Origin of the sequence: Streptomyces sp. NPDC016845 (assembly GCF_044332585.1) — a bacterium.
In the GTDB taxonomy this organism is placed as follows: Bacteria; Actinomycetota; Actinomycetes; order Streptomycetales; family Streptomycetaceae; genus Streptomyces.
Genome location: NZ_JBIRPI010000004.1, coordinates 421,839 through 448,418, shown reverse-complemented (window position 1 = coordinate 448,418; position 26,580 = coordinate 421,839). Strand labels below are relative to the sequence as shown.

Below are 26,580 nucleotides of genomic sequence, written 5' to 3'. Positions count from 1 at the left end.
GGTCGACCGCAGCGACACGAGGAGCACGCACGTTGGCACCACGCACCATGCGTTCCCGTGGAGCGTTCCTCACCCTGCTCGGCGCGTTCGCGTGTGTGATGCTCGGAGCAACGCTTCCCACGCCCATGTACCCCCTGTGGCAGCAGGAGTTGGGGTTCTCACCCGTCGTCCAGACGGTGATCTTCGCCTCCTACGCCGTGGGGGTGCTCGCGGCGCTCCTCCTGTGCGGCGGCTGGTCGGACATCAGGGGCCGCCGGCCTCTGCTCCTCGCCGGGCTGCTGTTCTCGATGGTCAGCAGCCTCGTCTTCCTCGCCGCGGGCCAGGTCTGGATCCTGCTGGTGGGGCGCCTGCTCTCGGGCGTCTCGGCGGGCGTCTTCGCGGGCACGGCCACGGCCGCGGTGATCGAGAGCGCCCCCGAACCGTGGCGCGGCCGGGCGTCGAACGCGGCGACGGCCGCCAACATCGGCGGCCTGGGCCTGGGATCGGCTGTCGCCGGACTCTTCGTGCAGTACCTCCCGGCGCCTCTGAAGCTGTCGTTCGTTGTGCACGCCGCCGCGACCTGCGTCCTCGTCGTCCTGCTGAAGTTCGTGCCGGAGACGGTGGAGAGCGACCCCGGCACCCGGCTGCGCCCGCGCAAGATCAAGGTGCCGGAGGCGGCGCGGTCCATGTTCGTCAGCGCCGCCACGGTCGGCTTCGCGGGGTTCGCCGTCACCGGCCTGTTCACCGCGGTGTCCCCGCGCATCGTCTCCGAGATCGTCGGCGACCCGAACCATGCGCTGGCCGGGGCGATGCCGCTGCTGCTGCTCGGCGCGTCGGCGCTCACCCAAGTGCTGCTCCCACCAGCACGGACGCGCCTCTTCCTCCTTGCCGGGTGCCTGCTCCTCGCGGCGGGCATCCTGCTGGTCGCGCTCTCGGTGCAGCTGGCGTCGCTGCCGTTGCTGGCCGCCGGCGCCGTGATCGCGGGGTGCGGGCAGGGCATGTCCTTCGCCAAGGGCCTCGCCGCCGTCAACGACCTCGTGGACTCCGCCGACCGGGCCGCCGTCTCCTCCGCCTACTTCCTCGTCCTGTACGTGGCGATCTCGCTGCCGGTGGTGGGGCTCGGCGCGGCCTCCCAGGCGTGGGGGCTGCGCCCGGCCGGGATCTGGTTCTGCGTCGCGGCCGCGGTCCTGGCCGTGGCGGCGTGGGGAACGCTGGCGTGGCGGCGGCGGAGGGGCGATCGGGCGGGTGAGGAGCGGGTTCGGCAGTTCTGAGGCGGTCGTGAGGCGGCCTTGAGGCGGTCCTGAGGCAGTCCTGAGGCGGCCTTGAGGCGGTCCTGAGGCAGTCCTGAGGCGGCCTTGAGGCGGTCCTGAGGCAGTCCTGAGGCCGCCCTGAAGCGTCCTGAGATGGCCCGTCCGTCCGTGCCCGTACGGGCTCCCCGCACATGCCGAAGCGAGCCGATCAGTGCGCGGGGTATTGACGCGTACACGCGTAGTGGTTTCCATGGGCGCGGCCCCGGTTTTGACGGGCGGGCGGTGCGGAGCGGGACACTCCGGACAGCCCGCGGCAACGTCATGCCGGGTGCCTCCACCTCCTCATCGCCCTGCGCACTCCGTAACCCCTCCGCCGCAATGTGGGAGCGCTCCCAAGCTAGCTTCCCCGAGTTCTCCAGCAGCTTCCCCGCAGATCCACCACGACGCCCCTTCGAAGGGACCCCCCATGAGACACCCGCCCGCCCGCCGCTTCCGCAACCTCGTGACCGCCTTCCTCGCCGCGCTCGCGATCGCCCTCGTGCCCCTGCTCGCGGGGCCCGTCCAAGCGGCTCCCGCGCGCACCGCCTCTTCTTCGGACGCGGCGCTCGCGGCCGCGGGCTCCGGGTACTGGCACACCAGCGGCCGTCGCATCCTCGACGCGCAGGACCAGCCGGTACGGATGGCCGGGATCAACTGGTTCGGGTTCGAGACCGCCAACTACGTCCCGCACGGCCTCTGGTCCCGCGACTACAAGTCGATGCTGAACCAGATGAAGTCGCTCGGGTACAACACGGTCCGCATGCCGTACAGCGACGACATCTTCAAGGGCACGACGCCCACCGGGATCACGTACGCGAACGGCCTCAACAGCGACCTGGCGGGCCTGGACTCCTTGCAGGTGATGGACAAGCTCGTGGACTACGCGGGCTCCATCGGCCTCAAGATCGTCCTTGACCGGCACCGTCCCGACGCCTCGGCCCAGTCGGCGCTCTGGTACACCGCGTCGGTACCCGAGACGACCTGGATCACCAACCTCAAGGCGCTCGCCACCCGGTACAAGGGCGACACCGCCATGGTCGGCATCGACCTGCACAACGAGCCGCACGACCCCGCCTGCTGGGGGTGCGGCGACACGACCACCGACTGGCGGCTCGCCGCCGAGCGGGCGGGCAACGCCGTGCTGTCCGTCAACCCCGACCTCCTCGTCTTCGTCGAGGGCGTGCAGACCGTGAACGGCCAGTCGACCTGGTGGGGCGGCAACCTCGCGGGTGTGGCCACGGCCCCCGTACGTCTCGACGTGGCGAACCGGGTCGTCTACTCGGCCCACGACTACGCCACGAGCGTCGCGCAGCAGCCCTGGTTCAACGACCCGTCGTTCCCCGCGAACATGCCCGGCGTCTGGGACAAGAACTGGGGCTACATCTTCAAGCAGAACATCGCCCCGGTGTGGCTGGGGGAGTTCGGCACGACCCTGCAGTCGGGCATCGACCAGAAGTGGCTCGCCGCCCTGGTCGACTACCTCCGCCCCACCCAGACCTACGGCGCGGACAGCATGAGCTGGACCTTCTGGTCGTGGAACCCCAACTCCGGTGACACGGGCGGCATCCTGAAGGACGACTGGCAGACCGTCGACACCGTCAAGGACGCTTACCTGGCCTCCGTCAAGGCGCCGGACTTCGGCGGCGGCGGGGGAGGCGGGGACGACGACACCACTGCGCCCTCGGCCCCCGCCGGACTGAAGGTCACCGGCGCGGCCTCCACCAGCGTCTCGCTGTCCTGGACCGCCTCCACCGACGACACAGGTGTCACCGCCTACGACGTCTACCGGGGCACCGGCAAGGTCGGATCCGCGACCGGCACGACCTACACGGACACCGGTCTCACCGCGTCGACCCGCTACGAGTACACCGTCCGGGCGCGCGACGCGGCGGGCAACACGTCACCGGCGTCGCAGCCGGTCGCCGCGACGACCTCCGGTACGGGCGGCGGATCGTCCGGCTGCGAAGCCACGTACAAGGTGAGCAGTGACTGGGGCGGCGGCTTCAACGCCGACATCACCGTCACCAACACCGGTACATCGGCGACCAAGTCCTGGCAGGTCACCTGGGACTGGCCCGGCAACCAGACCATCACCAGCATGTGGAACGCCGCCCACACCCAGACCGGCAGGACGGTGACGGCCCGCAACGCCGCGCACAACGGCGCCCTCACCGCCAAGGCCTCGACCTCCTTCGGCTTCGGCGCGGCACCGGGCGGCGCGGGCACGCCGACGCTCGTCTGCCAGGCGAGCTAGCGCACACCTCGGCGTCCGTGCCCGGCCGATCCGGGCCGGCCACGGACGCCGAACCCCTGGACGCCCCGCGGCGCCTCCAGGACCATGACGCGCATGCCTACCTCGCCTACCTCGCCTACCTCGCCTACCTCCTGGAAGATCAACCCTGAGCCCGTCACCGACGCGGCCGTCGACGCCGTCATGCGGCAGTACTTCACGGAGATGGGGCAACGAGTCCTCGGTCGCACCGTGGCCGACGCCGAAATCCGAGCGGTGCTCGCGAAGGACCCGCACCGCGACCTGACCCCGCCGAACGGACAGTTCCTTGTCGCTCGCGGTGACGGCAACCAGTTCCTGGGCTGCGTGGGCCTGCGACTGCTCGACGGCGCTCCAGGCACCGCCGAACTCAAGCGGATGTACGTACACCCCGCCGGACGCGGCGCGGGCCTGGGCCGCGGCCTGCTGCTCGCCGCCGAGGAGGCCGCCAGGCGGCTGGGCGCCGAGCGGATGGTATGCGAGACCAACACGCAGCTCACCGAGGCGAGAAGCCTGTACACCCGGTACGGATACGAGGAGACGGAGCCGTACGAGGGGCACGGCCGGGCCGATCGCTGGTATGCCAAGGAGATGTGAGTCAGGGTGTCGTGGGGTTCGTGCGCAGGTGGGCGGTGCCCGAGTGGACCGCCCAGGTGAAGACCGCGAAGGCGAGGGCGGCGACCGTGAGGGAGTCGTACGGGGCGGGCAGGTGTCCGGAGCCGCCGAACGTGCCGAGCCAGGACAGCAGGGTCAGCGCCGCGAGATGGACGACGAGCCAGGCGCCATGGCGTAGTTCCTGGGCGGGGGAGCTGCCCGCCTTGCGGCGTTGGAGCAGGTACAGCGGGACGCCGACGAGGACGAGCGGCAGGGCGAGGCGCAGGTCGTCCCAGCCCGACCAGTAGACGAACTCCGTCGCCACGGCGAAGCTGACCGGCGCGATCCAGCGCACCCCCGGCATGTGCCCCTCCGCGAGAGGCAGCCCACGCGCGCGGTCGTGCGCCCGGAAGGAGGCCACGGCCACCGCCGAGGCGGCGTAGATGATGAGGTACATGTCGCCCATCACGCTGACGATGTCCTGCCAGCCGCCGAACGGCAGCATGAAGACGATGATGACCGCGAGGTTGAGGACCAGGGCGCGGCGCGCGATCCCGGAGCGCGGGTGGATGCGCATGAAGAAGCGGGGCAGCAGGCCGTTCTTGGAGAGGGCGTAGGTGTGGCGGGCGTCGATCGCCACACCTACGTAGGCCGAGCCGCCCGGCGAGACCACCGCGTCGGCGTAGAGCAGGGTGGCGAGCCAGTGCAGGTTGAGGACGAGGGCGAGCTGGCCGAAGGGCGACTCGAAGTCGACGCCCTGCCAGCCGTGGGCGAGCAGTGAGTCGGGCACCGTGTAGAGGAAGGCGAGTTGCAGCCCGAGGTAGACGAGGACCGCGAGGCCGATGCCGGTGAGGACGGCGGCGGGCACGGTACGGCGCGGATTGCGGGCTTCGCCGGAGAAGTCGAGGGGCGCCTGGAACCCGTTCACGGAGTAGACGATGCCGCCGCCCGCGAGTGCGGTGAGGCAGGCCGCGTACCCGTACGGGGCGAAACCGCCGTGGTCGGTGAGGCGCCCGGAGTGCGTACCGGAGAGGAACAGGGCGGCGACGGTGAGGATCGGCACGACGACCTTGAACACCGACACCAGGTTGTTCACGCGGGCGAACAGACGGACCGCGAACCAGTTCAGCGCGGTGAGCAGCACACTCAGCGCGGTGGCGACGCCCAGGCCGGACGCGGTGATGCTGCCGTCGCGGTAGAGCCCGGGTACGTAGTGGGCGGCGTACTGCATGATCGCGCTGATCTCGGCGGCGGTGCCGCCCACGGAGAGCAGAACGGACCAGCCGACGACCGTGCCGACGAGCCGCCCGTTCGCGTACAGCGGCCAGCGGACCGTGCCACCGCCCTCCGGCCTGGTCGCGCCGAGTTCCACCATCACGACGGCGACGAGAGCGCAGAGCAGGCCCGCCGCGACCCAGGAGAGGAGCGCGGCGGGCCCGGCGGTCTGGGCGGCGTACATGGCGGCGAACAGCCATCCCGAGCCGAGGATGTTGGAGAAGCCGATCGCGGTCAGGCCCCAGAACCCGAGGTCCTTGCGCAGCCGGCCTTCCTCGGTACGGACGTCGGGGGCCCCGGTGGCCTCCGTCGGCTGTTGCTGCGCCACGTGGCGGACCTCCTCGACGATCACTGACGACGTACGAGGTCAGCGTGCCACGCATGGCGTCGGGTATGCCGAACCGAGCCCCGCCGCGCCCTGTCGGGACCGGCGGGAGCGCTCGTGCGGCGGTCCCAGCAGGCGCCTTCGTCGGCGCCCAGGGGCCCCTCGGTGGCCCGGTTCTCAACGAGGACTACGCCATCGCGATCGCCCGGGACTGGAACGTGAAGCATGACGGGGCCGGCTTCGTGACCCGGTTCGACGTCGAGCCGGAGTTCGTGCCCGAGGTGGAGTTCACCGTGCACGCCCCGGGCGGACGGTTCGTCACGATCGGTGCCACCGAGGTCGCGGGCCGCGCCCGAGTGGCCGGCGGTGCGGCACACGGACACCGGGCGAGCGTCGACGGACGGCCCGGCGTCATGGCCTGGAACGCGGACGGCACCCCGCTGTCCGTCCGTCCTGGCCTTCACCGTCGCCGAGGGGCGTATCACGGAGATCACCGCCGTGGTCGATCCGGCAGAACTGGCACGGATGAATCTGCCGGGTCCGATGCGGCGACCTTGACCACGACTTTGACCCTGACCATGGCGCTGGCGCTGGCGCTGGCGCTGCGCCGACGGTCAGGCCGTCCCGAGCAAGGTCGCCACCGCCGCACGGGCCTGACGGGCCGGTGCCGGGTCGCCGGTGATGGCCGCCGTCACGATGGCCCCTTCGGCGAGGAGGGCGACCGGGGCCGCCGCCGACAACCCGGCGGCCTGGACCCACCCCGCTATCTGGTCGTGGAACGCCCGTTTGTGCGCGCGGACTTCGGCCAGTACCGCCTCGGACGCGGGGCCGAATTCACCGTACGCGTTGATCCAGGCGCAGCCGCGGAACCCGGGTTCGGCGAACCATTCGGCCAGCCAGTCGAAGAGTGTGAGTACGCGCTCGCGCGGGTCCGTGACCTGCTCCACGCGGGCGGCGAGGCTGCCCCTCCACCGCAGGTCGCGACGGTTGAGGACCGCCACCACGAGTTCCTCCTTCGTCGCGAAGAACCCGTAGATCCGCTTCAGGGGCAGGCCCGACGCCGCACGCACGGCGTCCATGCCGACTGCCTGGACCCCGCGCTCGTAGAACAGCGCCTCCGCGGCATCGAGCAGCGCAACGCGGTCCAGGCGACTCTGTTCGGCGGTGATCGGGGCTGGCATCCGGCTGGCTCCTTGACGTTGAGAACGGGCGTTCTCTACCTTAAGTCCATCGCAGCCCGCGAACGACCCGACGTAAGGGGCACCCGTTGCCGGAAGACCGACCTCCCTACCCGCCGTTCACGCGGGAGACCGCCCTGCGAAAGGTTCAGGCCGCTGAAGACGCGTGGAACACGCGCGACCCGCATCGAGTGGCGCTCGCCTACACCCCTGACTCGCAATGGCGAAACCGGTCCACATTTCTCAGCGGCCGGGAGGAGATCGTCGACTTCCTGACCCGGAAATGGGAGCGCGAACTCGACTACGCGCTCCGCAAGAGCCTCTGGTCGTTCCACGAGAATCGGATCGCCGTCCGTTTCCAGTACGAGTGGCATGACGCGGACGGCGACTGGTGGCGCAGTTACGGCAACGAGCTGTGGGAGTTCGACGAGAACGGCCTGATGCGACGCCGCGAGGCCGGCATCAACGACGTAGCCATCCCTGAATCCGACCGGCGCATTCGTGGCCCGCGGCCGACGGACGAGCACGGGCTCGACTTTCCGTTGCGGTAAGTGCGGTAAGGCTCATCTGTCGGCGGATCTGTCGGAGTCACCTGTCGGAGTCACCTGTAGGAGTCGCCTGTCGGAGTTCGCTGCTCACTGCACGGCCCCATCCGGGATGCACACGTATCCCTCGCCCCACGCGTTCCGCTCGACGTGGTCGTGCTCCGCGGAGCGCAGGCAGAAGAGCCAGGCTTCGCGGTAGGACGGGTGCGTCGCGATGAGGAGGGGTTCGTCCACGTCGGCGCGGAGGAGGCGGTCGTACGCTTCGTCGGACAGGACGACCGTGCCGGTTCCGTTGCCATTGCCGGTGTCAGGGCCGGGGTTCGGGGCGTCGGCCAGGGCGGGGGTCGACCAGAGGCCGGTCGCGGCCAGGGCGAGGGCGCCGGTGGCGACGGCAGTGCGGAAGCGCATGGGATCTCCCAAGGAGTGGTGAAGAGGGCAGGACAATCGCATGCTCAACCCCTCGACCCCGGACTTGGTCACGGTTGTGCGGGCGGCGCCGCACCCCACACATGTGCCCTGGGGGGCCCGATCGGTGCCCACTGTGAGAAACAGTGGGCACCGATCGGCCGGGGGCGGCCCCTCACACGTTGTTCGCTCAGTAGTCCCAGACGGTCGGGACGAGACGGAACGTGTTACCGACCGCCGCCACATGGCAGACGGAGGGGAACGGCAGGTGTGTCGCCACGAGCAGTTCGCCGCTCGCCGCCAGCTCCGTCAGGAGACGGTTACGCACGCGGGCTGACAGCTCGGGGTCGTGCTCGAAGCCGTTGTGCCAGTCGGGGTGGTCGAACCCGGGCTGGAACACGGCGTCACCCGCGAACGTCAGCCGCTCACCACCGGACTCCAGGCGGATGATGCTGTGGCCCGGCGTGTGACCCCCGGTGCGGCAGATCTTCACACCCGGCGCCACCTCGTACTCCGTCTCGAACGGCCGCAACTGGCCGCGGTACACGTCCAGGAAGCGCGCGGCGGTCGTACGCAGCACGGGCGGGACGGCTTCCGGCATCACGGTGCGGGAGAAATCGGGGGCGGCCCAGAACTCGGCCTCGGCGGACGCCAGATGGACCCGTAGATCAGGACGGAGCCGGCCCCGCAAGCCGTCGACGAGCAGCCCGCCGATGTGGTCCATGTGCAGGTGGGTGAGGACCACGTCGGTCACGGACGCGGGGTCGATCCCGGCGGAGTCGAGGCGCATGGCCAACTGCCCGGCACGCGGGAAACCCGGGAACTCCGACCCGAGCCCGGAGTCGACCAGGACGGTCCGGTCGCCGCTGCGTACGACGGCCACGTTCAGCGGCCAGTCGAGCATGTCCGGCGGCAGGAACATCTCCTTGAGCCAGGCCGCCATGTCGGCCTTGGCCACATTGGTGCCCATCGTCGCGGCGGGGATGGGCAGCACCCCGTCGCTGATGATCAGTACGTCGATGTCACCGATCTTCAGGGCGTAGCGCGACGGGACCAATTCGTCGCGTCCCAGTGCGTCGGGGCGTGCGATGTCGATCTGGCTCATGTGGCTCTCCTCGGGGGCGCGTTCATCGTTCGGCGTTCATTGTTCGGCGGTCAGCGGTCAGCGGTCAGCGGTCAGCGGTCGGCGTTCGGCGGTCGGCACTTGTCGTTCGGCGAACGACGTCTGGCGTCTGTCGTCTGTCGTCTGGCGGGGGCCTCGGCTGCGGCTGCGTTACGCGGCGCACGGTGTGCACCGCGCAGCCACCCTCTTGACCGGACAGCGGCCCGGTTCGTGACAGCCGCCGATCCGCTCCTTCGCGCCGCCCTGGCTCGCCGACCCACCGAACGTGCCCGGTTGGCCCACCCCCTACTGAGGTAGCAGCGGCAACTTGGCTCCCGGGTATGACGCGCGGCGCGTGGCCGGACCCGCACTGTGTACCCGTCCAAGAACGCCCACCGCGCCCGAGACCGGCGCATTCGGCGCTCACGCTGCCCAGTTCGGAGGTCGGTGAGCCATTGACCGGCACCCGATTGCTTCCTATGTTGTTTGGAACCAAACGAGTTGGGGTCGGCGTGCCCGCTTCCCTCCACGCGCCGGAGCCCGGCCCATCCGCGCAACCATGCGATCCGCGATCCGCGCAGTCCCAGGAGGACAGGCCCATGAAGGTCGTCGTCGACATGAACAAGTGCCAGGACCACGGCCAGTGCGTCTTCGCCGCCCCGGACATCTTCGGGTTCGACGACGCCGGCCACCTGGCGTACGTCGCGGACGCGGACGACGCGCTGCGCGACGAGGTCGAGGAAGCCGCCGACGTGTGCCCCCTCCAAGCCATCCGGATCGAGGAGTGACCCGTGAGCGCACCCGTGGTGGTGGTCGGCGCCTCCCTTGCCGGACTGCGCGCCGCCGAGCAGCTGCGCGCCGCGGCCTGGCGCGGGCCGGTCACACTCGTCGGCGACGAACCCCACATGCCCTACAACCGGCCGCCCCTCTCCAAGGAGGTCCTCGCGGGGACGGCGTCGTTCGACTCCCTCGCCTTCCGGCCCCGCGCCAGCGTGGCCGACGTCGAGTGGCGCCTGGGCACCCGGGCCGTACGGGCGGAGCTCGATCGACAGACCGTCGAACTCTCCGACGGCAGGACGCTCGCGTACAGCGGTCTCGTCGTGGCCACCGGGATGCGGCCGCGCAGGCTGCGCTGCCCCGGGCCCGCCGCCGGACGGCACACCGTGCGCACCGTGGACGACGCCCAGCGGCTGCGCACCGCCCTGACCCGGCCGGGGGCGCGCGTCGTCGTGGTCGGCGCCGGGTTCATCGGCTGTGAGGTCGCCGCCACCGCTGTGACGCTCGGGGCTGCCGAGGTCACCGTCGTCGACCCGCTTCCGCTGCCCATGGTCGGGCCGCTGGGCGAACCGCTCGCCCGTGCACTGCGGGCGCGCCATGAACGACGCGGCGTCCGTTTCGTCCTCGGCACCGGCGTGGCCGGGTTCGACGGGGACGGCCGTGTCACCGGCGTACTCCTGGCGGACGGGGCCGTCCTCGGGGCCGACGTGGTGGTCGAATCGGTGGGCTCCGTCGCCAACACCGAGTGGCTCGACGGCAACGGCCTCGATCTGACCGACGGCGTACGCACCGACGAGCACCTGCGTGTGGGCGGCCGCCCGGACGTGGTCGCCGTCGGCGATGTCGCCCGTTTTCCCAACGCCCGTTACGACGGGGTGCCCCGCCGCGTCGAGCACTGGTCGATCCCCACGGACACCGCCAAGCACGCCGCCAAGGTGCTCGCGGCTCACCTGTCCGGTGCGGGGGCGGACCTCGCGCCGTTCGCTCCGCTGCCCACGTTCTGGAGCGATCAGCACGACTTCAGGATCCAGTCCTTCGGCGCACCGGTCCTCGGCAAGGACGACATGCGCGTCCTGGGCGGCGACCTCGACGGGGACCCGGTGGTCGGCTACCACCGGGCGGGGCGGCTCGTCGGCGTCGTCGCTCTCGGAGGCCAGGGCGCGACGGCGGCGGCCGCCCGCTACCGCGCCGAACTCCTCGAGCCACCCGTCCCCACAGCCTGAGGAGGATCAGATGACCGACGTCCGTGGCGTCCCTGAAGACACCGGAGACACCGGAGGCCCCGGAGACACCGGAGGCCGTGGTGCCCGTATTGCGCCTGGCGCCCGTGGCGTCCGCGATGGCCAGGGCGTCCGAGGGTACTTTCATCCCAAGACGGCCACGGGGGCCTCGTCCCTTATCCCGTCGCCGCCCTGGCGCTACTCCGGCGATCTGCTGACCGTCGAGTACCGCACCGACCCGGCGCGCGTGCGCGAACTGCTGCCCGCACCACTGGAGTTGGTGGACGAGGACCCGGGCGCGGTCGCGCTTGTCTGGGCCGACTGGCAGTCCTGCTCCGCCGACGGCCGCGAACTGCTCGACCCGGTGCTCGCCCAGTACAAGGAGGCCTTCGCGGTCGTACGCTGCCGGTACCGGGGCCGGATCTTCACCCGCTGCGTGTACATCTGGGTCGACAAGGACTTCGCCATCGCCCGCGGGCTGCACCAGGGCTATCCGAAGAAGCTCGGCTCCATCCACCAGACCCGCCCGCACCCCTACGGGCCCGCGCCGCGCATCGAGGCGGGCGCCCGTTTCGGCGCCACGCTCGCCGCCGCCGACCGGCGACTGGCGCAGGTGGCCGTCACGCTGCGCGAGCCGTGCGGAACCAACGGATTCGTCAACGCCCACCCGATGGCCCACCACCGTTGGCTGCCCTCGATCGAGACCGGCAAGGGCCTGGCCCTCGACGAACTGATCGAGACCGGCGCCGCCTCCTTCGAAGGCGGTCGGCCTTGGACCGGCGAGGCCGAGTTGCGGCTCTTCGAGGCGCCCACCGAGGAGCTGGCCCGCCTGGAGATCCGCGAACCCATCGCCGCGTACTACCGCCAGGTCGGCGTCGTCTGGGACGGCGGTCGGCTGCTGGAGTCCGACACGTCCGGAGCCGAATGATGCCCGCGCGCCGACACCGCCACCGTCAGGAGGCCCGACGCATGCCCGAGTCCGAGCACACGATCACCGTCGCCGGGGTCGCCCAGGTCGCCGGGGTCGCCGTCGACACCCGTCACTGGATCGGTGGCGAGCGGGTCGCCTCCGCCGGGACCTTCACCGACGTGTCGCCCATCGACGGCACCACCCTGGGCGAGATCGCGCGCGGCACCCCCGCCGAGGCCGACGCGGCCGTCGCCGCCGCCACGGCCGCCTTTCCCGGCTGGGCCGCCACCCCGCGCGAAGAGCGCGCCCGTGTTCTGCGGGCCATCGCCGACGGGGTCGACAAGCGCGTCGAGGAGCTCGCCATCGTCGAGACGACCGACAACGGTGCACTGCTGCGTTCGCACCGCCGTGGTGTCATGCCGCGCGTGGCGCACAACTTCCGCTTCTTCGCCGACCGGCTGCTCACCCTCGGCCACGCGGACTTCGAGACCCGGGGCCACACCAATCACGTCACCTGGGACCCGGCGGGCCCCTGCGCGCTGATCACGCCGTGGAACGCGCCGCTGATGCTGGAGTCGTGGAAGGTCGCCCCGGCGCTCGCCGCCGGCAACACCGTCGTCCTCAAGCCCGCAGAGTGGACCCCGCTGACCGCTTCGCTGCTCGCCGACGTCGCGGCCCACGCCGGACTGCCCGCCGGCGTCCTCAACGTCGTACAGGGCTACGGCTCGGAGATCGGCGACGCGCTGACCGCCCACCCCGACGTGCGCCGCATCAGCTTCACCGGATCGGTGCCCACGGCCCGCCGCATCGCCGCCTCGGCCGCGCCGCAGCTGACGCCGACCAGTTTCGAGCTCGGCGGTAAATCACCCCTCCTCGTCTTCGCCGACGCCGATCTCGGCCTGGCCGTCGATCTCGCCGTGGAGCAGTACGACAACGCGGGCCAGGTCTGCCTCGCCGCGACCCGCGTCCTCGTGGAGGAACCGATCGCCGAAGAGTTCGTCCGCCGCTTCACCGACAAGGCGCGACGGCTCCGGCAGGGCGACCCGCGTGACGACTCCACCGACCTCGGGCCGACCATCCACCCCCGCCAGCTGGAGAAGATCGACGGCTTCGTGCGGCGGGCGGTCGCCGCCGGTGCCCGCGCGGTCGTCGGCGGCCATCGGGTGGCGGAGCGGTACTACGCCCCGACCCTCCTCACAGACGTGGACCAGGACGCCGAGATCGTGCAGGAGGAGGTCTTCGGCCCGGTCCTGACCCTGCAGACCTTCCGCGACGAGAACGAAGCCGTCCGGCTGGCCAACGGCACCCGGTTCGGCCTGGCCGCCACCCTCGCCACCGGCGACCCCGCGCGGGCCGACCGCGTCACCGCGCGGCTCGTCGCGGGCACCGTCTGGGTCAACTGCTTCTTCGTCCGCGACCTCCAGGCACCCTTCGGCGGCTCACGCCGGTCCGGCGTCGGACGCGAGGGCGGCACCTGGAGCTTCGACTTCTTCTGCGACCTCAAGAACACCGTCACCGCGCCGAAGGGATGGCAGGGCCATGGGTGAGATCGTCGGGGCGGGGCTGCTCGCCCACGTCCCCACCGTCGTACTGCCGAAGGAGACCCGCTTGGAGCTGAACGAGGGCAAGGAGATCACCCTCGTCACCGGGCTCCAGGAACTGCGCGCGGACGTCTTCGAGCGCGACGACTACGACACCGTGGTCGTCCTGGACTCCCACTGGGCGACCACCGTCGAGTTCGTCGTCACCGCGCAGAGCCGCCGCGCGGGCCTGTTCACCTCGGAGGAGCTGCCGCGCGGCATGTGCCGCATGCCCTACGACTTTCCCGGCGACCCCGAACTCGCCGAGAACATCGAGCGGTTCGCCGACCGGCACGGCACCTGGATCACCGCGATCGACGACACGTACCTGCCGATCTACTACGCCACCGTCAACCTGTGGAAGTACCTCGGCGAGGGCCTGCCGGACAGACGCTGGGTGACCATCGGCGTCTGCCAGACCGGTGACATGGAGGACCACCTGCGCCTGGGCCGCGCGCTCGCCGACGGCGTCGCCGCCACCCCCGGCCGCCGCGTCCTGCTGATCGCCTCCGGCGCGCTCTCCCACACCTTCTGGCCCCTGCGTGAACTGCGCGACCACGAGGCCAGCGACCCGGCGCACATCTTCACGGCCGAGGCGCGCGAGGCCGACCTCGAACGCATCGCCTGGTTCAAGGAGGGCCGCCACGACAAGGTGCTCGACACCATGGACGCCTTCTGGAGGTTCAGGCCCGAGGCGAAGTTCTTCCACTACCTGATGATGGCGGGGGCCCTCGGCGGTCACGCCTGTACCGCCACCGGCCGCCAGTACGGCCGGTACGAGAACTCGATAGGCACCGGCCAGGTCCATCTCTGGTTCGACCGCCCGGCGAACGGCTGGACCGGTACCGGAGCCCGCGCCTCCCACGAGCCCGCCACGTCTCCTTAACCGTCGCGCCTAGAAGGGCCCCGCCATGACCGAGTACCGCCGTGTCCTCCTCGACGGCGCCGCCGTGCAGGTGACGGTCGACGGGGACGAACTCGTCGCCGGTGACGGCCGCCGCGTGAAGGCCGGGGAGGCCCGGCATCTGCCGCCCGTCGTCCCCTCGAAGGTCGTCGCCGTCCACCTCAACCACCGCAGCCGCGTCGACGAGTTCGGGATCGCCCTGCCCGACACCCCCACCTACTTCCACAAGCCGACCTCCGCGCTCAACAGCCACCAGGGCGCCGTCGTCCGCCCCGAGGGCTGCAAGTGGCTCAACTACGAGGGCGAGGTCGCCATCGTCCTCGGCAGGAACGCGCGCAACATCGCACCGGCCGACGCGGGCGCGTACATCGCGGGGTACACCATCGCCAACGACTACGGCCTGCACGACTTCCGCGACACCGACGCCGGGTCCATGCTCCGCGTCAAGGGCTCGGACACCCTGTGCCCGCTGGGCCCGGGCCTCGTCACGGAGTGGGACTTCCGGGGCAAACGGCTGCGTACGTACGTGAACGGCGAGGTCGTCCAGGACGGCTCGACCGACGAGATGAAGTGGGACATGCACTACCTCGTCGCCGACATCGCCCGCACCATCACCCTGTACCCCGGTGACGTGCTGCTCTCCGGCACCCCGGCGAACTCCAGGCCGGTACGGCCCGGGGACGTCGTCGAGGTCGAGGTCGAGGGCCTGGGACGGCTCACCAACCACATCGTCACCGGCCCCACCGCGATCCGTGCCGACGTCGGCGCCCAGCCGACCGAGTCCGAGGAAGTGCTGTCCACCGCGCTCGGCGGCGACTGGGAGTTCCGCGGTGTCCGGCCGCCGAAGCGCTGACCGCAGCCCCACCGACGGGGCGGGCACCCCGCCCGCACCGCCTTCCGCTGCCCGGAGGTCCGCATGACCACCACCCCCACCCACAGTACGTGGCTCCAGCGGGCCAAGGAGTTCCGGCCGCCCGGCGCGCACCTGATCGACGGCGGTGAAGAGCCCGGCGACGGCGGGGAGTTCGCCGTGTTCTCGCCGCGTGACGGCCAGGTTCTCGCGCCCGTCGCCGACGGCGGCGAGGCCGAGGTGAACGCGGCGGTCGCCGCCGCGCGCCGCGCCTTCGACCTCGGCCCCTGGCCCCGCCTGGCCCCCGTCGAACGGGGCCGGCTCCTCCTCCGTATCGCCGAACTCCTCGACGTACACCGGGCGGAACTGGCGCTCGCAGTAAGCCTGGAGATGGGCAAACCCGTCACCGACGCGCACGACATCGAACTGCGCGCCGTCATCGACACCTTCCGCTGGTACGGCCAGCTCGCCGACAAGCTCACCGACACCTCCCCGCACACCTCGCCCGACACCCTCGCCCTCGTCACCCGCGAACCCACCGGCGTCGTCGGCGCCGTCGTGCCCTGGAACTTCCCGCTGACGCTGGCCGGCTGGAAGATCGCCCCCGCGCTCGCCGCGGGCTGCACCGTGGTCCTCAAACCGTCGGAGAACGCGCCCCTTTCGGCCCTGCTCCTCGGCCGCATCGCTCTGGAGTCCGGACTGCCGCCCGGCGTGCTGAACGTCGTGAACGGCACCGGACCGGTGGCCGGACGCGCCCTCGGCCTGCACCCCGACGTCGACGTCCTCGCCTTCACCGGCTCCACCGCGGTCGGCCGCCACTTCCTGCGCTATGCGGCGGACTCCAACCTCAAACGGGTCTGGCTCGAACTGGGCGGCAAATCACCGAACATCATCCTCCCCGACGCCCCCGACCTGGAGAAAGCCGCCGCCACCGCCGCCTGGGGCATCTTCTTCAATCAGGGCGAGATGTGCACGGCCCCCTCCCGCCTGCTCATCCACACCTCCGTCGCCGATCAGGTCACCGAGGCGGTCGTGGACCGTGCCCGCGCCCTGCTCGTCGGCGACCCCCTCGACCCGACCACCGAGATGGGCGCTCTCGTCGGCGAGCAGCACCTGGCCCGCGTGCTCGACCACGTCCGCGCGGGCGTCGACGACGGGGCCCGCCTGCGCACCGGCGGCGCCCGCACCCTCACCGGGACCGGCGGCGTCTACCTCGAACCCACCGTCCTCGACCAGGTCGCCCCGGACAGCCGCCTGGCACGCGAAGAGATCTTCGGCCCGGTGCTGTCCGTGCTCACCTTCGACGACCTCGACGAGGCCGTCGCCCTGGCCAACGGGACCGAGTACGGCCTCGCCGCCGGCCTGTGGACCTCCGACCTGTCGACGGCCCACCAGGTCTCGCGCGCGTTGAAGGCGGGCACGGTGTGGGTCAACTGCTACGAGGAAGGTGACCTGACCGTCCCCTTCGGAGGCGTGAAGCGGTCGGGCAACGGCCGCGACAAGTCCGCCCACGCCGTGGACAAGTACACGGAACTGAAGACGACCTGGATCCAGCTGTGACGACCGCCGACCCGCGACCGGTCGCGCACAGGACCGCACGCCCGCTCATCGCCGTCCCCGCCCGCTTCGCCGCCACCGCCTCCGCTCTGCGATGCGCGGCCGAGGCCAACGCCCGCGCCCTGATCGACGCCGTGTGGCGGGCGGGCGGCGAACCGGTCGGCGTCCACCCCGCCGACCCGGCCGAGCACGACGTCGCCGCCCGGCTCGCCCGCTTCGACGGCGTCCTGCTCCCCGGCGGCGGCGACCTCGCCCCGCACCGCTACGGCGCGCAGAGGGCCCACAAGGCGGTCTACGACGTCGACGACGTACAGGACGCGTTCGACCTCGAAGCCGCCCGGCACTCCCTGACGGGCGGGCTCCCGCTGCTCGCCATCTGCCGCGGGATGCAGGTGGTCAACACCGCCCTGGGCGGCACCCTGCACCAGGACATGGGCGGCCCCCGGCGCGAGCACCGGCACATCCGCCAGTCCGTCTCCCTGGCCCCCGGCTCGGTGGTGGCCCGGATCACCGGGACGGACAAGATCGAGGCGTCCTGCTACCACCACCAGCACGTGGACCGCTTGGGAGAGGGGCTCCGGGTGACCGCCCGCGCCGCCGACGACACGGTCGAGGGCGTCGAACTCGCCGACACCCGCGCACTGTTCGTGGCCGTGCAGTGGCACCCGGAGGACACCGCCCACGAGGACCCGGCCCAGCAGCGCCTCTTCGACGCACTGGTACGGGCCGCGGCGAACGAACGCTGACCGGATCGTGGCCCACGGCCGCGCCGGACGGTCCGGAGCGGTATCGAGGACCACGCGGTCAGTGCTTGCTCCTCCTCGCCGTCTTGCCGAGACGGAGGAGCCAGACGCCGGTCACGGCGAGGAGCAGCGCGGCGCCGCCCAGCAGACCCGCGCGGAGCGTGCCGGTGCCCGCGAGTTCCCCGTCGTCCGGTGTGCCGGGAGCGGACGAGGCCGACGGGAGCGCGCCATCGGTGGGGAGCGGAGTCGGTGAATCTGTCGGGTTCGGTGTCGGGGTGGGCGAACCGGTGGGCGTGGGTGTGGGTGTATCGGTGGGGGTGGTGGTGGGTGTGCCCGTGTCGGTGGGTGTCGGGGTCGGCGTAGGTGTGGGATCCGTGTCCACCGTCGTGGTGACACAGGAGTCGTTGTCCGCGGTCTGGGTCTCCCGGCTGCCGGTGTACACGTCGGCGCAGTTCACGATCTCGGTCCCGTCCGCCAGATCGGCATGCGCGTGCACCGTCACGGTGAAGACATGTGTCTCGCCCGGCTTCAAGGTGTGCAGGGGGCAGCTGATGGTGGCACCGCTGGGCGGACACTCGGGGGGAAGCCCGACGATGTCGAACTTCTGGGTGTCGGTGTTGTCCTGGACGGTGACGTCGACGGCGTCCGAGGGACCCTCGTTGGTGACGGTGAAGGTGTAGGTGAAGGTGCCGTCCGCGTTGACCTGCGCCGGGCCGGACTTCTCCAGCACGACGTTGGTGAGGGTCTGGGCGATCGTGATGGTGCGGGCCTGGGCGCTCTGCGCGTCGCTGCTGGTGGCGGTGGACTCGTTGACGATGTTCGTGCCGTCCGAGGTGTCCGACCGGACGCGTACCGGGATGCGGTACGTGTGGGAGGCGCCGGGCGCGAGGTCGGTGCCGCTGCCGCCACACGTGACGGCCGGGCCGTCGACGGTGCAGCCGTCCGGTGCCTTTCCGTCCAGGGCGAGGTGTGAGTCGAGGGTGTCGGCGACGGTCACGTCGTGTGCCGTTTGGTCCCCGGTGTTGGTCACCACGAGTGTGTAGACGGCCGTGTCGCCCACGGTGAGCGGGTCGGGGGTGACCGTCTTCTCCAGTTGCAACGGACCGGCCGCCCGCAGACGCGGTGCGCGACGTTCCGGGGAGTCCGCGGCCCCGGTCGCCCGGGGAGCGGGCGGCGCCGCGACGGAGACCGCCTGCGGCAGCGCCGCCGCGGCGAGCAGCGCCACCGCCGACAGTGCCCTGACCGTCCGCCGGGGGAGTCGCGGGCCACCCAGCGAAGGTCTGCGGGCTTCACCTCTGTATGCCATGGGACGAGTAAAAGTGACGGCTCATCCGGATGAACCGATTTGCATACCGGGGTCGTGAAACACACCCAGATGGCGGAGCGGCATGCGTTCTGGACTCCAGGCATGAGTCACGGGTGGTTCAGAGGCGGCCCGCCTCCACGATCCGCCGCAGGAACCGGCGGGTGCGTTCGTGCCGCGCGTCCTCGAACACGGCCTGTGGAGTGCCCCGTTCGAGCACGACCCCGTCCGCCAGGAAGCACACCTGGTCGGCGATCTCGCGGGCGAACGCCATCTCGTGGGTGGCGAGCACCATGGTCATGCCTTCTCCCTTCACGTCCCGTACGACGTCGAGGACCTCGCCCACCAGTTCCGGATCGAGCGCCGCCGTGATCTCGTCGAGGAGCAGAAGGCGGGGGCTTACGGCGAGCGCCCGCACGATCGCGGTGCGCTGCTGCTGGCCGCCGCTGAGCCGGTCGGGGTACTCCTGGGCCTTTGCGCCGAGGCCAAGCCGTTCGAGGAGCGCCATGCCGCGCTCCTCCGCCTCCTCGCGGGTCAGCCCGTGCACCCGGCGCGGCGCGAGGGTCACGTTCTGCAGGACGGTCAGGTGCGGGAAGAGGTTGTACGCCTGGAAGACGACGCCGATCCTGCGGCGCACGGCGTCGGCGTCGGCCCGCGGGTCGGTGATCTCCTCGCCGTCCAGCCAGATGGCGCCGTCGTCGATCTCCTCCAGGAGGTTGGCGCAGCGCAGCAGCGTCGACTTGCCCGAGCCGGAGGCGCCGATCAGCGCGGTCACGGTGTGCGGGGCGACCTCCAGATCCACGTCGCGCAGCACCACCGTGGTGCCGAACGACTTGCGCACGGACTCCATCCGCAGCACCGGCCCGGTCATACGAGTCCTCCTTGTGCCCGGCGCCGGTCCATCCGGGCCGTCACCCAGTCCGTGAACCGTGTCATCGGGATGGTCAGCGCGATGAAGGCGAGGCCGGCGACGACGTAGGGCGTGTAGTTGAAGTCCTTGCCGGCGATGATCTGCGCCGCGTACACGGCGTCCACGGCGCCGCCGATCGAGACGAGCCCGGTGTCCTTCTGCAGCGACACCAGGTCGTTGAGGAGGGGCGGCACGACGCGGCGCAGCGCCTGGGGGAGGACCACGTACCGCAGTGCCTGGCGGCTGGTGAGGCCGAGGGAGCGTGCCGCGGCCCGCTGGGAGGGATGGACCGCTTCGATCCCGGCGCGGAACACCTCTGCCACGTAGGCGGAGTACGTGAGGACGAGCGCGGCCCCGCCGAGCAGGACCGGGTCCGTCGTCACCCCCTGGAGGCGGAGCGCCGGAACCCCGAAGATGACCAGCAACAGGCAGATGATGAGCGGCAGTCCGCGGAAGAAGTCCGTGTACGCCGTCGCCAGCGCGCGCAGCGGGAAGAAGACGGGGCCGCGCAGGGTGCGGGCGAGGGCGAGCAGCAGGCCGAGGACGAGCACGCATGCTCCGCACACCGCGAGCAGACGCAGGTTCAGCCAGAGCCCTTCCAGGACGTCGGGGAGCGCCACGCGCGCGTAGTGGGCGCTGAAGAACGTCTCCTTCGTGCGGTCCCAGCCGGGGGAGTCGACCACGATCAGGGTCAGCGCCGCGACCGTCAGGACGGTGCTGGCCGCCGCCAGGCCGGCCGAGCGCCGGGCGCGGGTCTGCTTGTAGCGTTCCCGCGCGAGGCGGCGTGCGGACGGGACGTAGGTGTCCTCGACGGTGAGCGGCTGTTTCTCGACGTTCACTTGAGCACCGGGGCGTCGACGGCTTCGGAGAGCCACTTCTTCTCCAGGTCCGCGAGGGTGCCGTCCTTGCGGAGTGCGTCGACCGCGCGCGTGACGCACGACGTGAGGGTGGACTGCTGGTCGAGGACGAGACCGAACTGCTCGGGCGTGCCGGTGCCGTTCTCGAACTGGCCCACCACCTTCGCGTCGGTGACCTCGGCCCCGGTGATGTAGAAGGCGGTGGGCAGGTCGACGACGATGGCGTCCACCTGGCCGTTCTTCAGGGCGGATTTGGCGAAGTCGTTCTTCTGGTAGACGGCGGGCTTCTCGCTGGGCTTCACCACATCGTTGATGTAGTCGAGGCTGGTGGTGCCCACCTGGGCGCCCAGCTTCGCACCCTTCAGGTCGGCGACGGTCCTGGCGCCCGCGGCCTCGGAGGACTTGAGGGCGACGACGGCCTGCCGGACGTCGTAGTAGCCGGACGAGAACGCGACGGCTTTCTCGCGCTCGTTACTGATCGACACCTGGTTGATGTCGAAGTCGAACTTCTTGGCGCCAGGGGCGAAGGAGCTGTTGAACGGGACGGTCCGCCACACCACTTGCCCCTTCGGGTAGCCGAGGCGGTCCGCCACGGCGTAGGCGACCGCGGACTCGAAGCCCTTCCCGTTGGACGGGTCGTCGTCCTCGAACCAGGGGGCGTAGGCGGGCTTGTCCGTGCCGACGGTCAGCTTGCCCGAGGCCACCGTCGCGAGCTTGCCGGAAGCGCACGAGGCGGCGGTCGCGGGGGTGTCCCCGGTCTTGTTGTCGGGCTCGGGGGCGCAGGCCGCGACGGCGGTGAGGAGGAGGGCGGAGCAGACGGCGAGCCGCGCGGCGCGGTGGACGGAATGCATGCCGGGAGACTGTCAGCGCGACGCCCTTCCTGTCGAGGTCGGACGGCGTGAAGTCCGCTATGTGGGAACGGGTGTTGCGGGTGTGTGAAGCGGCCGTCGACGCGTCCCGCGCGGGTGTCTTCACGTCGCGCAGGTGTCGCGGAAGATGTCGCGGAAGATGTCACGGGAGTGACGTGCCGTGTCGGCCGTGCCACGGGTGCGACACCGCTGTGTGCGCGCATGACATACATGTGGCATGTCCATGGAATCCCTTCACGCACACCTTCCCGGAGGCGGATGGTCGCTCTGCGGCGCCGACCCGAGCGCCGCGCCCCGCACTTCACGGAAAAGGACACCTCTCATGGCAGCAGTGCGTACGACGAAGCGGCGGATCGCCGCGTCCCTCGCCTCGACGGCCGCGGTGGCGGCGGTGGCCGGAGCGCTTGCCGTGCCTCCCGCGCAGGCGGCCGCGCCGGCCGGGCAGGCGGGCACGGTCCTCGGAGCCAACTCCGCGCAGGCCGTTCCCGGCAGTTACATCGTCACCCTCAAGAGGAGCGCCGGGTTCAAGGCGAGCGCCGAGCGGGGCAAGGACCTCGTCTCGGAGTACGGCGGCACGGTCAAGCGGACGTTCACCTCCGCGCTCAACGGCTACGCCGCCACGCTCACCGCCGCCGAGGCCGCCAGACTCGCGGCCGACCCCGACGTCGCGTCGGTCGAGCAGGACCAGCGGGTCCGCACCACGGGGACCCAGACCAGCGCGCCCTGGGGCCTGGACCGCGTCGACCAGGCCAGTCTCCCCCTGAACGGCACCTACAACTACCCCGACGCCGCGGGCGGCGGCTCGACCGTGTACGTCCTCGACACCGGCGTCCGCATCACCCACAAGGACCTCGCGGGCCGGGCCTCGTACGGCTATGACTTCGTCGACAACGACGCCACCGCGCAGGACGGTTACGGTCACGGCACCTTCGTCGCCACCGTCGCCGCGGGCAGCACCTACGGCGTGGCCAAGAAGGCGAAGATCGTCGCGGTACGGGTCCTCGGCAACGACGGCTCCGGCACGACCGCCGGGGTCATCGCGGGCGTCGACTGGATCACCGCGCACCACGTCGCCGACTCCGTCGCCAACGTCTCCCTCGGTGGCGGGGCCAGCGCCGCCCTGGACACCGCGGTGAAGAACTCGATCGCCTCGGGCGTCACCTACTCCATAGCCGCCGGCAACTCCGGCGCGCCCGCCGCCAACTACTCACCCGCCCGGGTCCCGGCGGCGCTCACCGTCGGGGCGACGACGAGCACGGACGCCCGCGCGAGCTACTCCAACTACGGCTCGACGGTGGACCTCTTCGCCCCGGGCTCGAACATCACGGCCGGCTGGAACGGCTCCGACACGGCGACCTACACCGGCAACGGCACGTCGTTCGCCGCGCCGCACGTCTCAGGAGCGGCCGCGCTCTACCTGACGGCCCACCCCGGGGCGACCCCCGCGACCGTCTCCTCGGCCCTGGTCAACGGCGCCACCGGCAACGTCCTGACCGGAATCGGCACGGGATCCCCCAACAAGCTGCTGAGGCTCGTGCCGTAGTCGTACGAGACATCAGCGGTCAATGCCGCGTCCCGTCGGGCAGATCTCGGTGTCGTGCGCGTGACCGTGCGCGTGCCGGTGCGCTCGCAGCGCCGTCCGTACGGCGGGAACTGGCCACTTTCGGCCGAGAAAGCTCCGGCCCGGGCCGTGCCGCCGGTCCGGCCCGAGCTCCTCCTCGCCCACTCTCGCCAGCACATTCCTTGACCATCCGCATACCAACGACGTGCCTCACACGTCATACCCGTCGCTCACACCTCACCTTCCCCACAGCGCCACACCGGAACACGCCACTCCCTTCGGCGCGAACCCGGACCCTCTCCCCCTCGTCACCCCCTCGCGCTTTCCAGCCAACCGCTCCGCGACCTTGTAGCTGGCTCGAAGCGCTGGCTACGATCCCGCTCGTTTCGCTTTCGCTTTCTACACAACCTGCACGATTGCTTCATCAAAATGGGGGAGATCGTGGAGTCGTCCACGCAGGCGGGAGCGGTGAACCCCCGCGACGAATTACCGCGGCCCCGGCTGTTCCGGGGCCGCCGAGGCGCTTCCGGTTCCGGGCGCGACGCATCCGCCCGGGACTTCCGCCTCTTCTGGTGGGCCAACGCCGCCGACGCGCTCGGCACCCAGGCGTCCGGCGCCGTACTCCCGCTGCTGCTCCTCGGCCTCGGCCACTCGCCGCGGACCGCGGGGCTCGTCGCCGGGCTCTCGCTCGCCGCCGGCCTGCTGCTCGGGCCCCTCGCGGCGGTCCCCGCCGACCGCGGCGCGCGTAAGACGATCATGTTCTGGTCCGCCGCCGTCGCCGCGCTGGCCATGGGCTCCATCGCCGTGGCCCTGCTCGCCGGGCACCTGACGCTTCCTCACCTCGTGGCCGCCGTCCTCGTCGAACGGTTCGCCACCGCGTGCCACGACGCCGCGTCGCGCGGCACGATCGCGCTGGTCTGCCCGCCCGACGACCAGCCGCGCGCCGTGGCCCGGCTCGCCGCCGCCGACCAGGGCGCGCTCATCCTGGGCCCGGCCCTCGGCGGAGCCGCGTACCAGCTCTTCCGCGCCCTGCCCTTCGTGGCCGACGCCCTCTCGTACGCCGTCGTCGCCGGCTGTGTACGAGCCATGCGTACGGATCTGAAGGCCGCGGCGGCTCCCTCGGGCGAGGGGCTGTGGCGTGCTGCCGCCGCCGGGTTGCGGCTGGTGCGACGGCGGCCGTTGCTGCGCCTCGTACTGACGTGGATCGCGCTGGTCAACGGCGTGGCAGCGACGCTGTACTACTCCGCGGTGTTCATGCTGGAACGTTCCGGCAGCGGCGCGCTCCCGCTCGGCCTCGTCCTCGCCGTCACCGGCGCCGCGGGGCTGGCCGGATCCCTCGCCGCTCCCAAGGCCGCGGCCCGCCTCGGCGCCGCCCGCACCCTCACGGCCGTCACCTGGCTCCTCGCCCCGCTCACCGCGGCTCTCGCCCTCGCCGACGGGCCGTGGGCGTACGGAGCGCTGCTCGGCGCGATCGGTCTCCTCGTGCCGCTGCCCGCCGTCGTCCTCCAGGCGCGTGCCCTGCTGACCACCGAGCCCGAACTGCAGGCGCGCGTCGGCGCTGTCATCGCCACCGCCTCCGGCGCGACCGCCGCGCTCGCCCCCGTCCTGGCCGGTCTGTTCGCAGGGCAGGTGAACTCCGCGGCGCCCGCGCTGGGTTGTGCCGCCCTCCTCGTCCTGCTCGCCGTGTACACCACCCGGCGCGCCACCCTCGCGGAGGCCACGGCATGAGCCGCTTCCAGGTGTACCGCGCCGCGCTGCCCGAGGTGTGTGCCGCCGACCCGCGGCGCATGGTGTTCACCGCCGATGCCGAGGGCCGCTGCGAGGTCTTCACCTGGGACGCCGCCCTAGGGCGCGCCCGCCGTGTCACCGACCGTCCTGGCGGCACCCTGCACGGTGCGATCGACGCCGACGCGCACGTGTGGTGGTTCGCCGAGGACGCGCGGGGCGTCGGCCACTGGCGCTTCCAGCCGTTCGACGGCCCGTTCGACGGCTCACCCGTCAACCCGTTCGTCGGCGGCCCTGACCGGCCCGGTCTGACCGGTGTTCCCGAGGGCACGGCCCGCGGACTCGCCGTCACCGCCGACGCCACGGTGGCCCTCGGCATCGGACTCGAGGACCACACCACCATCCGGATCGGCACACGCGGCGGCCCCGGACGCGAGGTGATACGTGTGAACGGTCCCGCCTCGCTCGCCGGACTCGCCCCGCGCGGCGGCCTCCTCGCCCTCGCCCGCACCGCCGACGCGCCCCGCGCCGTCACCCTCCTCACCGCCGACGGCACCGAGGCCGCGTCCCTGTCCGGCGGCGGCCCGCACGGCAGACTGTGGGCCCTCGGCTTCGGCCCCACGCCGGACGACCAGCCCACCCTGCTGCTCGTCCGCGAGCGCGGGGACCGCTACACCCTCGCCACCTGGACCGCAGCCACCGGCACCGTCACCCACGACTGGTGCGCCCTGGACACCCAGTTCACCGCCCGCTGGTACCCGGACGGCGACGCCGCGCTGATCCGACAGGACCGGTACGGCCGCTCCCTGCTCCACCGCGCCGACTTCGCCCGCCGCGCCCTGGACCCCGTACCGACCCCGCCCGGCACCCTCCTGGACGCGGCCCCGCGCCCCGGCGGCGACCTGCACACCCTCTGGACCGACACCGCACACCCGCCCCGCATGACGTCCACGGCCGGCACACCGCTGCCCCCGCTCGGCACCGTCGAGGGACGCGTACCAGGCACCCTGCGCGACGTACGCACACCCGGACCGGACGGGCCTGTGCACACGTTGCTCAGCCTGCCGGAGTCCGCGCCAGGACCGCATCCTTGCGTGTTCCTCGTCCACGGCGGCCCCGCCGACCACGACCGCGACGCCTACGACGGCACCGTGCACTCCCTGGTGGCCTCAGGGTTCGCCGTGGCCCGCGTCAACTACCGCGGCTCCACCGGCTACGGCCCGAGTTGGCAGCGCGCCTTCGGGGACGGCGTCGGCCACACCCAGGTCGCCGACCTCGCCGCCGTCCGCGCCGACCTCGTGTCACGCCGACTGATCCGCCCGGACGCCACCGGACTCTGGGGCACCTCCTGGGGCGGTTACCTGGTCCTCCTCGCCCTCGGCACCCACCCCGGGCTCTGGCGAGCGGGCGTCGCCGTCAAACCCGTGGCCGACTACGCGGCGGCACACGCCGCCGCCACACCCGCCCTCCGCGCCCTCGACGAGCGGCTCTTCGGCGGCACACCCGCACAGGTGCCGCAGGCGTACGCGCACAGCTCGCCGATCCGCTACGCCGCCCGGGTACGCGACCCGCTCCTGGTCGTCGCCGCCACGCACGACACCAAGTGCCCACCCGCACAGGTCCGTTCCTACCTCGCCGCCCTCGACGCGGCCGGCGCCCCGCACGAGACCCTGTGGCTCGAATCCGGGCACGACGGCTATGACGGCGCCGACCACGTGACCGTCCTGCGCCGCGCGATGCGCTTCCTCGACCGCGCGCTCCGGCGCACCGCCCGTGCCCCCCGCACCACCCCACCCCCCAGACGCCCCGCTCCGCCCGGAGAGGGGTCAGTGCACCATCCCGTCACATTCTGA

Annotated in this window: 24 protein-coding genes; 16 read left to right on the top strand and 8 right to left on the bottom strand. The window is 71.7% G+C overall.

All coding sequences use genetic code 11. The features are described 5' to 3' along the window. The first annotated feature begins 32 nt into the window (after positions 1 to 32). From ACH4RC_RS15225 to ACH4RC_RS15210, 4 genes are all read left to right on the top strand, one after another. Positions 33 to 1,250 carry an MFS transporter gene (locus ACH4RC_RS15225; protein ID WP_398200143.1) on the top strand — a complete coding sequence of 406 codons (1,218 nt, stop codon included), beginning with the start codon at positions 33 to 35 and terminating at the stop codon, positions 1,248 to 1,250. Between the two features lie 445 nt (positions 1,251 to 1,695). Continuing rightward, positions 1,696 to 3,522 (top strand): cellulase family glycosylhydrolase, encoded by a 1,827-nt coding sequence (locus ACH4RC_RS15220; protein WP_398200140.1) that lies wholly within the window; start codon positions 1,696 to 1,698, stop codon positions 3,520 to 3,522. Between the two features lie 17 nt (positions 3,523 to 3,539). Continuing rightward, positions 3,540 to 3,671, top strand: coding sequence for a hypothetical protein (locus ACH4RC_RS15215; protein WP_398200137.1), 132 nt, complete (start codon positions 3,540 to 3,542; stop codon positions 3,669 to 3,671). Further along, positions 3,616 to 4,134, top strand: a complete 519-nt coding sequence (locus tag ACH4RC_RS15210) for a GNAT family N-acetyltransferase (protein WP_398200134.1) — start codon at positions 3,616 to 3,618, stop codon at positions 4,132 to 4,134. Before ACH4RC_RS15215 ends, ACH4RC_RS15210 begins: the two co-directional genes overlap by 56 nt. A gap of 1 nt (position 4,135) precedes the next feature. On the opposite strand, the gene ACH4RC_RS15205 is transcribed toward ACH4RC_RS15210, so the two are convergent. Together ACH4RC_RS15205 and ACH4RC_RS15200 are read right to left on the bottom strand one after the other, a co-directional pair. Beyond that, the gene (locus ACH4RC_RS15205; RefSeq protein ID WP_398200131.1) at positions 4,136 to 5,734 is read right to left on the bottom strand and encodes an APC family permease; all 1,599 of its coding nucleotides are present in this window, start codon (positions 5,732 to 5,734) and stop codon (positions 4,136 to 4,138) included. 611 nt (positions 5,735 to 6,345) lie between these two features. Beyond that, the gene (locus ACH4RC_RS15200) at positions 6,346 to 6,912 is read right to left on the bottom strand and encodes a TetR/AcrR family transcriptional regulator (protein ID WP_398200128.1); all 567 of its coding nucleotides are present in this window, start codon (positions 6,910 to 6,912) and stop codon (positions 6,346 to 6,348) included. 86 nt (positions 6,913 to 6,998) lie between these two features. Here ACH4RC_RS15200 and ACH4RC_RS15195 point away from each other — a divergent pair, with 86 nt between their 5' ends. Next, positions 6,999 to 7,460 (top strand): nuclear transport factor 2 family protein, encoded by a 462-nt coding sequence (locus tag ACH4RC_RS15195; RefSeq protein WP_398200126.1) that lies wholly within the window; start codon positions 6,999 to 7,001, stop codon positions 7,458 to 7,460. Positions 7,461 to 7,544: 84 nt separating this feature from the next. Here the strand turns inward: ACH4RC_RS15195 and ACH4RC_RS15190 are convergent, their stop codons facing one another. Together ACH4RC_RS15190 and ACH4RC_RS15185 are read right to left on the bottom strand one after the other, a co-directional pair. Next, complete coding sequence (locus tag ACH4RC_RS15190; protein WP_398200123.1) at positions 7,545 to 7,862, bottom strand: hypothetical protein; 318 nt, start codon at positions 7,860 to 7,862, stop codon at positions 7,545 to 7,547. A 187-nt stretch (positions 7,863 to 8,049) separates the two neighbouring features. After that, positions 8,050 to 8,964 carry an MBL fold metallo-hydrolase gene (locus ACH4RC_RS15185; RefSeq protein ID WP_398200120.1) on the bottom strand — a complete coding sequence of 305 codons (915 nt, stop codon included), beginning with the start codon at positions 8,962 to 8,964 and terminating at the stop codon, positions 8,050 to 8,052. A gap of 596 nt (positions 8,965 to 9,560) precedes the next feature. Between ACH4RC_RS15185 and ACH4RC_RS15180 the strand changes: the two genes are divergently transcribed. The 8 genes from ACH4RC_RS15180 to ACH4RC_RS15145 all read left to right on the top strand — a co-directional run bounded on the left by ACH4RC_RS15180 (position 9,561) and on the right by ACH4RC_RS15145 (position 17,505). Next, positions 9,561 to 9,749 carry a ferredoxin gene (locus ACH4RC_RS15180; RefSeq protein ID WP_398200117.1) on the top strand — a complete coding sequence of 63 codons (189 nt, stop codon included), beginning with the start codon at positions 9,561 to 9,563 and terminating at the stop codon, positions 9,747 to 9,749. A gap of 3 nt (positions 9,750 to 9,752) precedes the next feature. Continuing rightward, entirely contained in the window at positions 9,753 to 10,961 is a 1,209-nt protein-coding gene (locus tag ACH4RC_RS15175) for an NAD(P)/FAD-dependent oxidoreductase (protein ID WP_398200114.1), read from the top strand. A gap of 10 nt (positions 10,962 to 10,971) precedes the next feature. Continuing rightward, a complete protein-coding gene (locus tag ACH4RC_RS15170; RefSeq protein WP_398200111.1) occupies positions 10,972 to 11,886 on the top strand; it encodes an acetoacetate decarboxylase family protein in 915 nt (304 codons plus the stop codon). A 41-nt stretch (positions 11,887 to 11,927) separates the two neighbouring features. Next, entirely contained in the window at positions 11,928 to 13,415 is a 1,488-nt protein-coding gene (locus ACH4RC_RS15165) for an aldehyde dehydrogenase (RefSeq protein WP_398200108.1), read from the top strand. Next, a complete protein-coding gene (locus tag ACH4RC_RS15160) occupies positions 13,408 to 14,334 on the top strand; it encodes a 3,4-dihydroxyphenylacetate 2,3-dioxygenase (protein WP_398200105.1) in 927 nt (308 codons plus the stop codon). The genes ACH4RC_RS15165 and ACH4RC_RS15160 overlap by 8 nt, the downstream gene beginning before the upstream one ends. Before the next feature lie 25 nt (positions 14,335 to 14,359). Further along, on the top strand, positions 14,360 to 15,205 hold the full coding sequence (locus ACH4RC_RS15155) for a fumarylacetoacetate hydrolase family protein (protein ID WP_398200103.1): 846 nt from the start codon (positions 14,360 to 14,362) through the stop codon (positions 15,203 to 15,205). Between the two features lie 63 nt (positions 15,206 to 15,268). Next, positions 15,269 to 16,762 (top strand): aldehyde dehydrogenase, encoded by a 1,494-nt coding sequence (locus ACH4RC_RS15150; protein WP_398200101.1) that lies wholly within the window; start codon positions 15,269 to 15,271, stop codon positions 16,760 to 16,762. Further along, the gene (locus ACH4RC_RS15145) at positions 16,759 to 17,505 is read left to right on the top strand and encodes a gamma-glutamyl-gamma-aminobutyrate hydrolase family protein (protein WP_398200099.1); all 747 of its coding nucleotides are present in this window, start codon (positions 16,759 to 16,761) and stop codon (positions 17,503 to 17,505) included. Before ACH4RC_RS15150 ends, ACH4RC_RS15145 begins: the two co-directional genes overlap by 4 nt. Positions 17,506 to 17,563: 58 nt before the next feature. On the opposite strand, the gene ACH4RC_RS15140 is transcribed toward ACH4RC_RS15145, so the two are convergent. The 4 genes from ACH4RC_RS15140 to ACH4RC_RS15125 all read right to left on the bottom strand — a co-directional run bounded on the left by ACH4RC_RS15140 (position 17,564) and on the right by ACH4RC_RS15125 (position 21,423). Further along, positions 17,564 to 18,808: a hypothetical protein gene (locus ACH4RC_RS15140; protein WP_398200097.1), complete on the bottom strand. Its 1,245-nt coding sequence runs from the start codon at positions 18,806 to 18,808 to the stop codon at positions 17,564 to 17,566. 118 nt (positions 18,809 to 18,926) lie between these two features. Continuing rightward, complete coding sequence (locus ACH4RC_RS15135; RefSeq protein ID WP_398200095.1) at positions 18,927 to 19,676, bottom strand: amino acid ABC transporter ATP-binding protein; 750 nt, start codon at positions 19,674 to 19,676, stop codon at positions 18,927 to 18,929. Continuing rightward, on the bottom strand, positions 19,673 to 20,554 hold the full coding sequence (locus ACH4RC_RS15130) for an amino acid ABC transporter permease (protein ID WP_398200092.1): 882 nt from the start codon (positions 20,552 to 20,554) through the stop codon (positions 19,673 to 19,675). Before ACH4RC_RS15130 ends, ACH4RC_RS15135 begins: the two co-directional genes overlap by 4 nt. Then, the gene (locus ACH4RC_RS15125) at positions 20,551 to 21,423 is read right to left on the bottom strand and encodes an ABC transporter substrate-binding protein (protein WP_398200089.1); all 873 of its coding nucleotides are present in this window, start codon (positions 21,421 to 21,423) and stop codon (positions 20,551 to 20,553) included. The genes ACH4RC_RS15130 and ACH4RC_RS15125 overlap by 4 nt, the downstream gene beginning before the upstream one ends. 340 nt (positions 21,424 to 21,763) lie before the next feature. Here ACH4RC_RS15125 and ACH4RC_RS15120 point away from each other — a divergent pair, with 340 nt between their 5' ends. The 3 genes from ACH4RC_RS15120 to ACH4RC_RS15110 all read left to right on the top strand — a co-directional run bounded on the left by ACH4RC_RS15120 (position 21,764) and on the right by ACH4RC_RS15110 (position 26,580). Next, positions 21,764 to 22,984: a S8 family serine peptidase gene (locus ACH4RC_RS15120; RefSeq protein WP_398200087.1), complete on the top strand. Its 1,221-nt coding sequence runs from the start codon at positions 21,764 to 21,766 to the stop codon at positions 22,982 to 22,984. Positions 22,985 to 23,431: 447 nt separating this feature from the next. Next, entirely contained in the window at positions 23,432 to 24,730 is a 1,299-nt protein-coding gene (locus tag ACH4RC_RS15115; protein WP_398200084.1) for an MFS transporter, read from the top strand. Further along, a complete protein-coding gene (locus ACH4RC_RS15110) occupies positions 24,727 to 26,580 on the top strand; it encodes an alpha/beta hydrolase family protein (protein ID WP_398200082.1) in 1,854 nt (617 codons plus the stop codon). Before ACH4RC_RS15115 ends, ACH4RC_RS15110 begins: the two co-directional genes overlap by 4 nt.

Excerpts from the sequence above, each read along its gene's own strand:
- ACH4RC_RS15220 (WP_398200140.1), top strand. The coding sequence starts at position 1,696 with ATGAGACACCCGCCCGCCCGCCGCTTCCGCAACCTCGTGACCGCCTTC.
- ACH4RC_RS15210 (WP_398200134.1), top strand. The coding sequence starts at position 3,616 with ATGCCTACCTCGCCTACCTCGCCTACCTCGCCTACCTCCTGGAAGATC.
- ACH4RC_RS15200 (WP_398200128.1), bottom strand. The coding sequence starts at position 6,912 with ATGCCAGCCCCGATCACCGCCGAACAGAGTCGCCTGGACCGCGTTGCG.
- ACH4RC_RS15190 (WP_398200123.1), bottom strand. The coding sequence starts at position 7,862 with ATGCGCTTCCGCACTGCCGTCGCCACCGGCGCCCTCGCCCTGGCCGCG.
- ACH4RC_RS15185 (WP_398200120.1), bottom strand. The coding sequence starts at position 8,964 with ATGAGCCAGATCGACATCGCACGCCCCGACGCACTGGGACGCGACGAA.
- ACH4RC_RS15180 (WP_398200117.1), top strand. The coding sequence starts at position 9,561 with ATGAAGGTCGTCGTCGACATGAACAAGTGCCAGGACCACGGCCAGTGC.
- ACH4RC_RS15170 (WP_398200111.1), top strand. The coding sequence starts at position 10,972 with ATGACCGACGTCCGTGGCGTCCCTGAAGACACCGGAGACACCGGAGGC.
- ACH4RC_RS15165 (WP_398200108.1), top strand. The coding sequence starts at position 11,928 with ATGCCCGAGTCCGAGCACACGATCACCGTCGCCGGGGTCGCCCAGGTC.
- ACH4RC_RS15160 (WP_398200105.1), top strand. The coding sequence starts at position 13,408 with ATGGGTGAGATCGTCGGGGCGGGGCTGCTCGCCCACGTCCCCACCGTC.
- ACH4RC_RS15155 (WP_398200103.1), top strand. The coding sequence starts at position 14,360 with ATGACCGAGTACCGCCGTGTCCTCCTCGACGGCGCCGCCGTGCAGGTG.
- ACH4RC_RS15150 (WP_398200101.1), top strand. The coding sequence starts at position 15,269 with ATGACCACCACCCCCACCCACAGTACGTGGCTCCAGCGGGCCAAGGAG.
- ACH4RC_RS15140 (WP_398200097.1), bottom strand. The coding sequence starts at position 18,808 with ATGGCATACAGAGGTGAAGCCCGCAGACCTTCGCTGGGTGGCCCGCGA.
- ACH4RC_RS15135 (WP_398200095.1), bottom strand. The coding sequence starts at position 19,676 with ATGACCGGGCCGGTGCTGCGGATGGAGTCCGTGCGCAAGTCGTTCGGC.
- ACH4RC_RS15125 (WP_398200089.1), bottom strand. The coding sequence starts at position 21,423 with ATGCATTCCGTCCACCGCGCCGCGCGGCTCGCCGTCTGCTCCGCCCTC.
- ACH4RC_RS15120 (WP_398200087.1), top strand. The coding sequence starts at position 21,764 with ATGGCAGCAGTGCGTACGACGAAGCGGCGGATCGCCGCGTCCCTCGCC.
- ACH4RC_RS15115 (WP_398200084.1), top strand. The coding sequence starts at position 23,432 with ATGGGGGAGATCGTGGAGTCGTCCACGCAGGCGGGAGCGGTGAACCCC.
- ACH4RC_RS15110 (WP_398200082.1), top strand. The coding sequence starts at position 24,727 with ATGAGCCGCTTCCAGGTGTACCGCGCCGCGCTGCCCGAGGTGTGTGCC.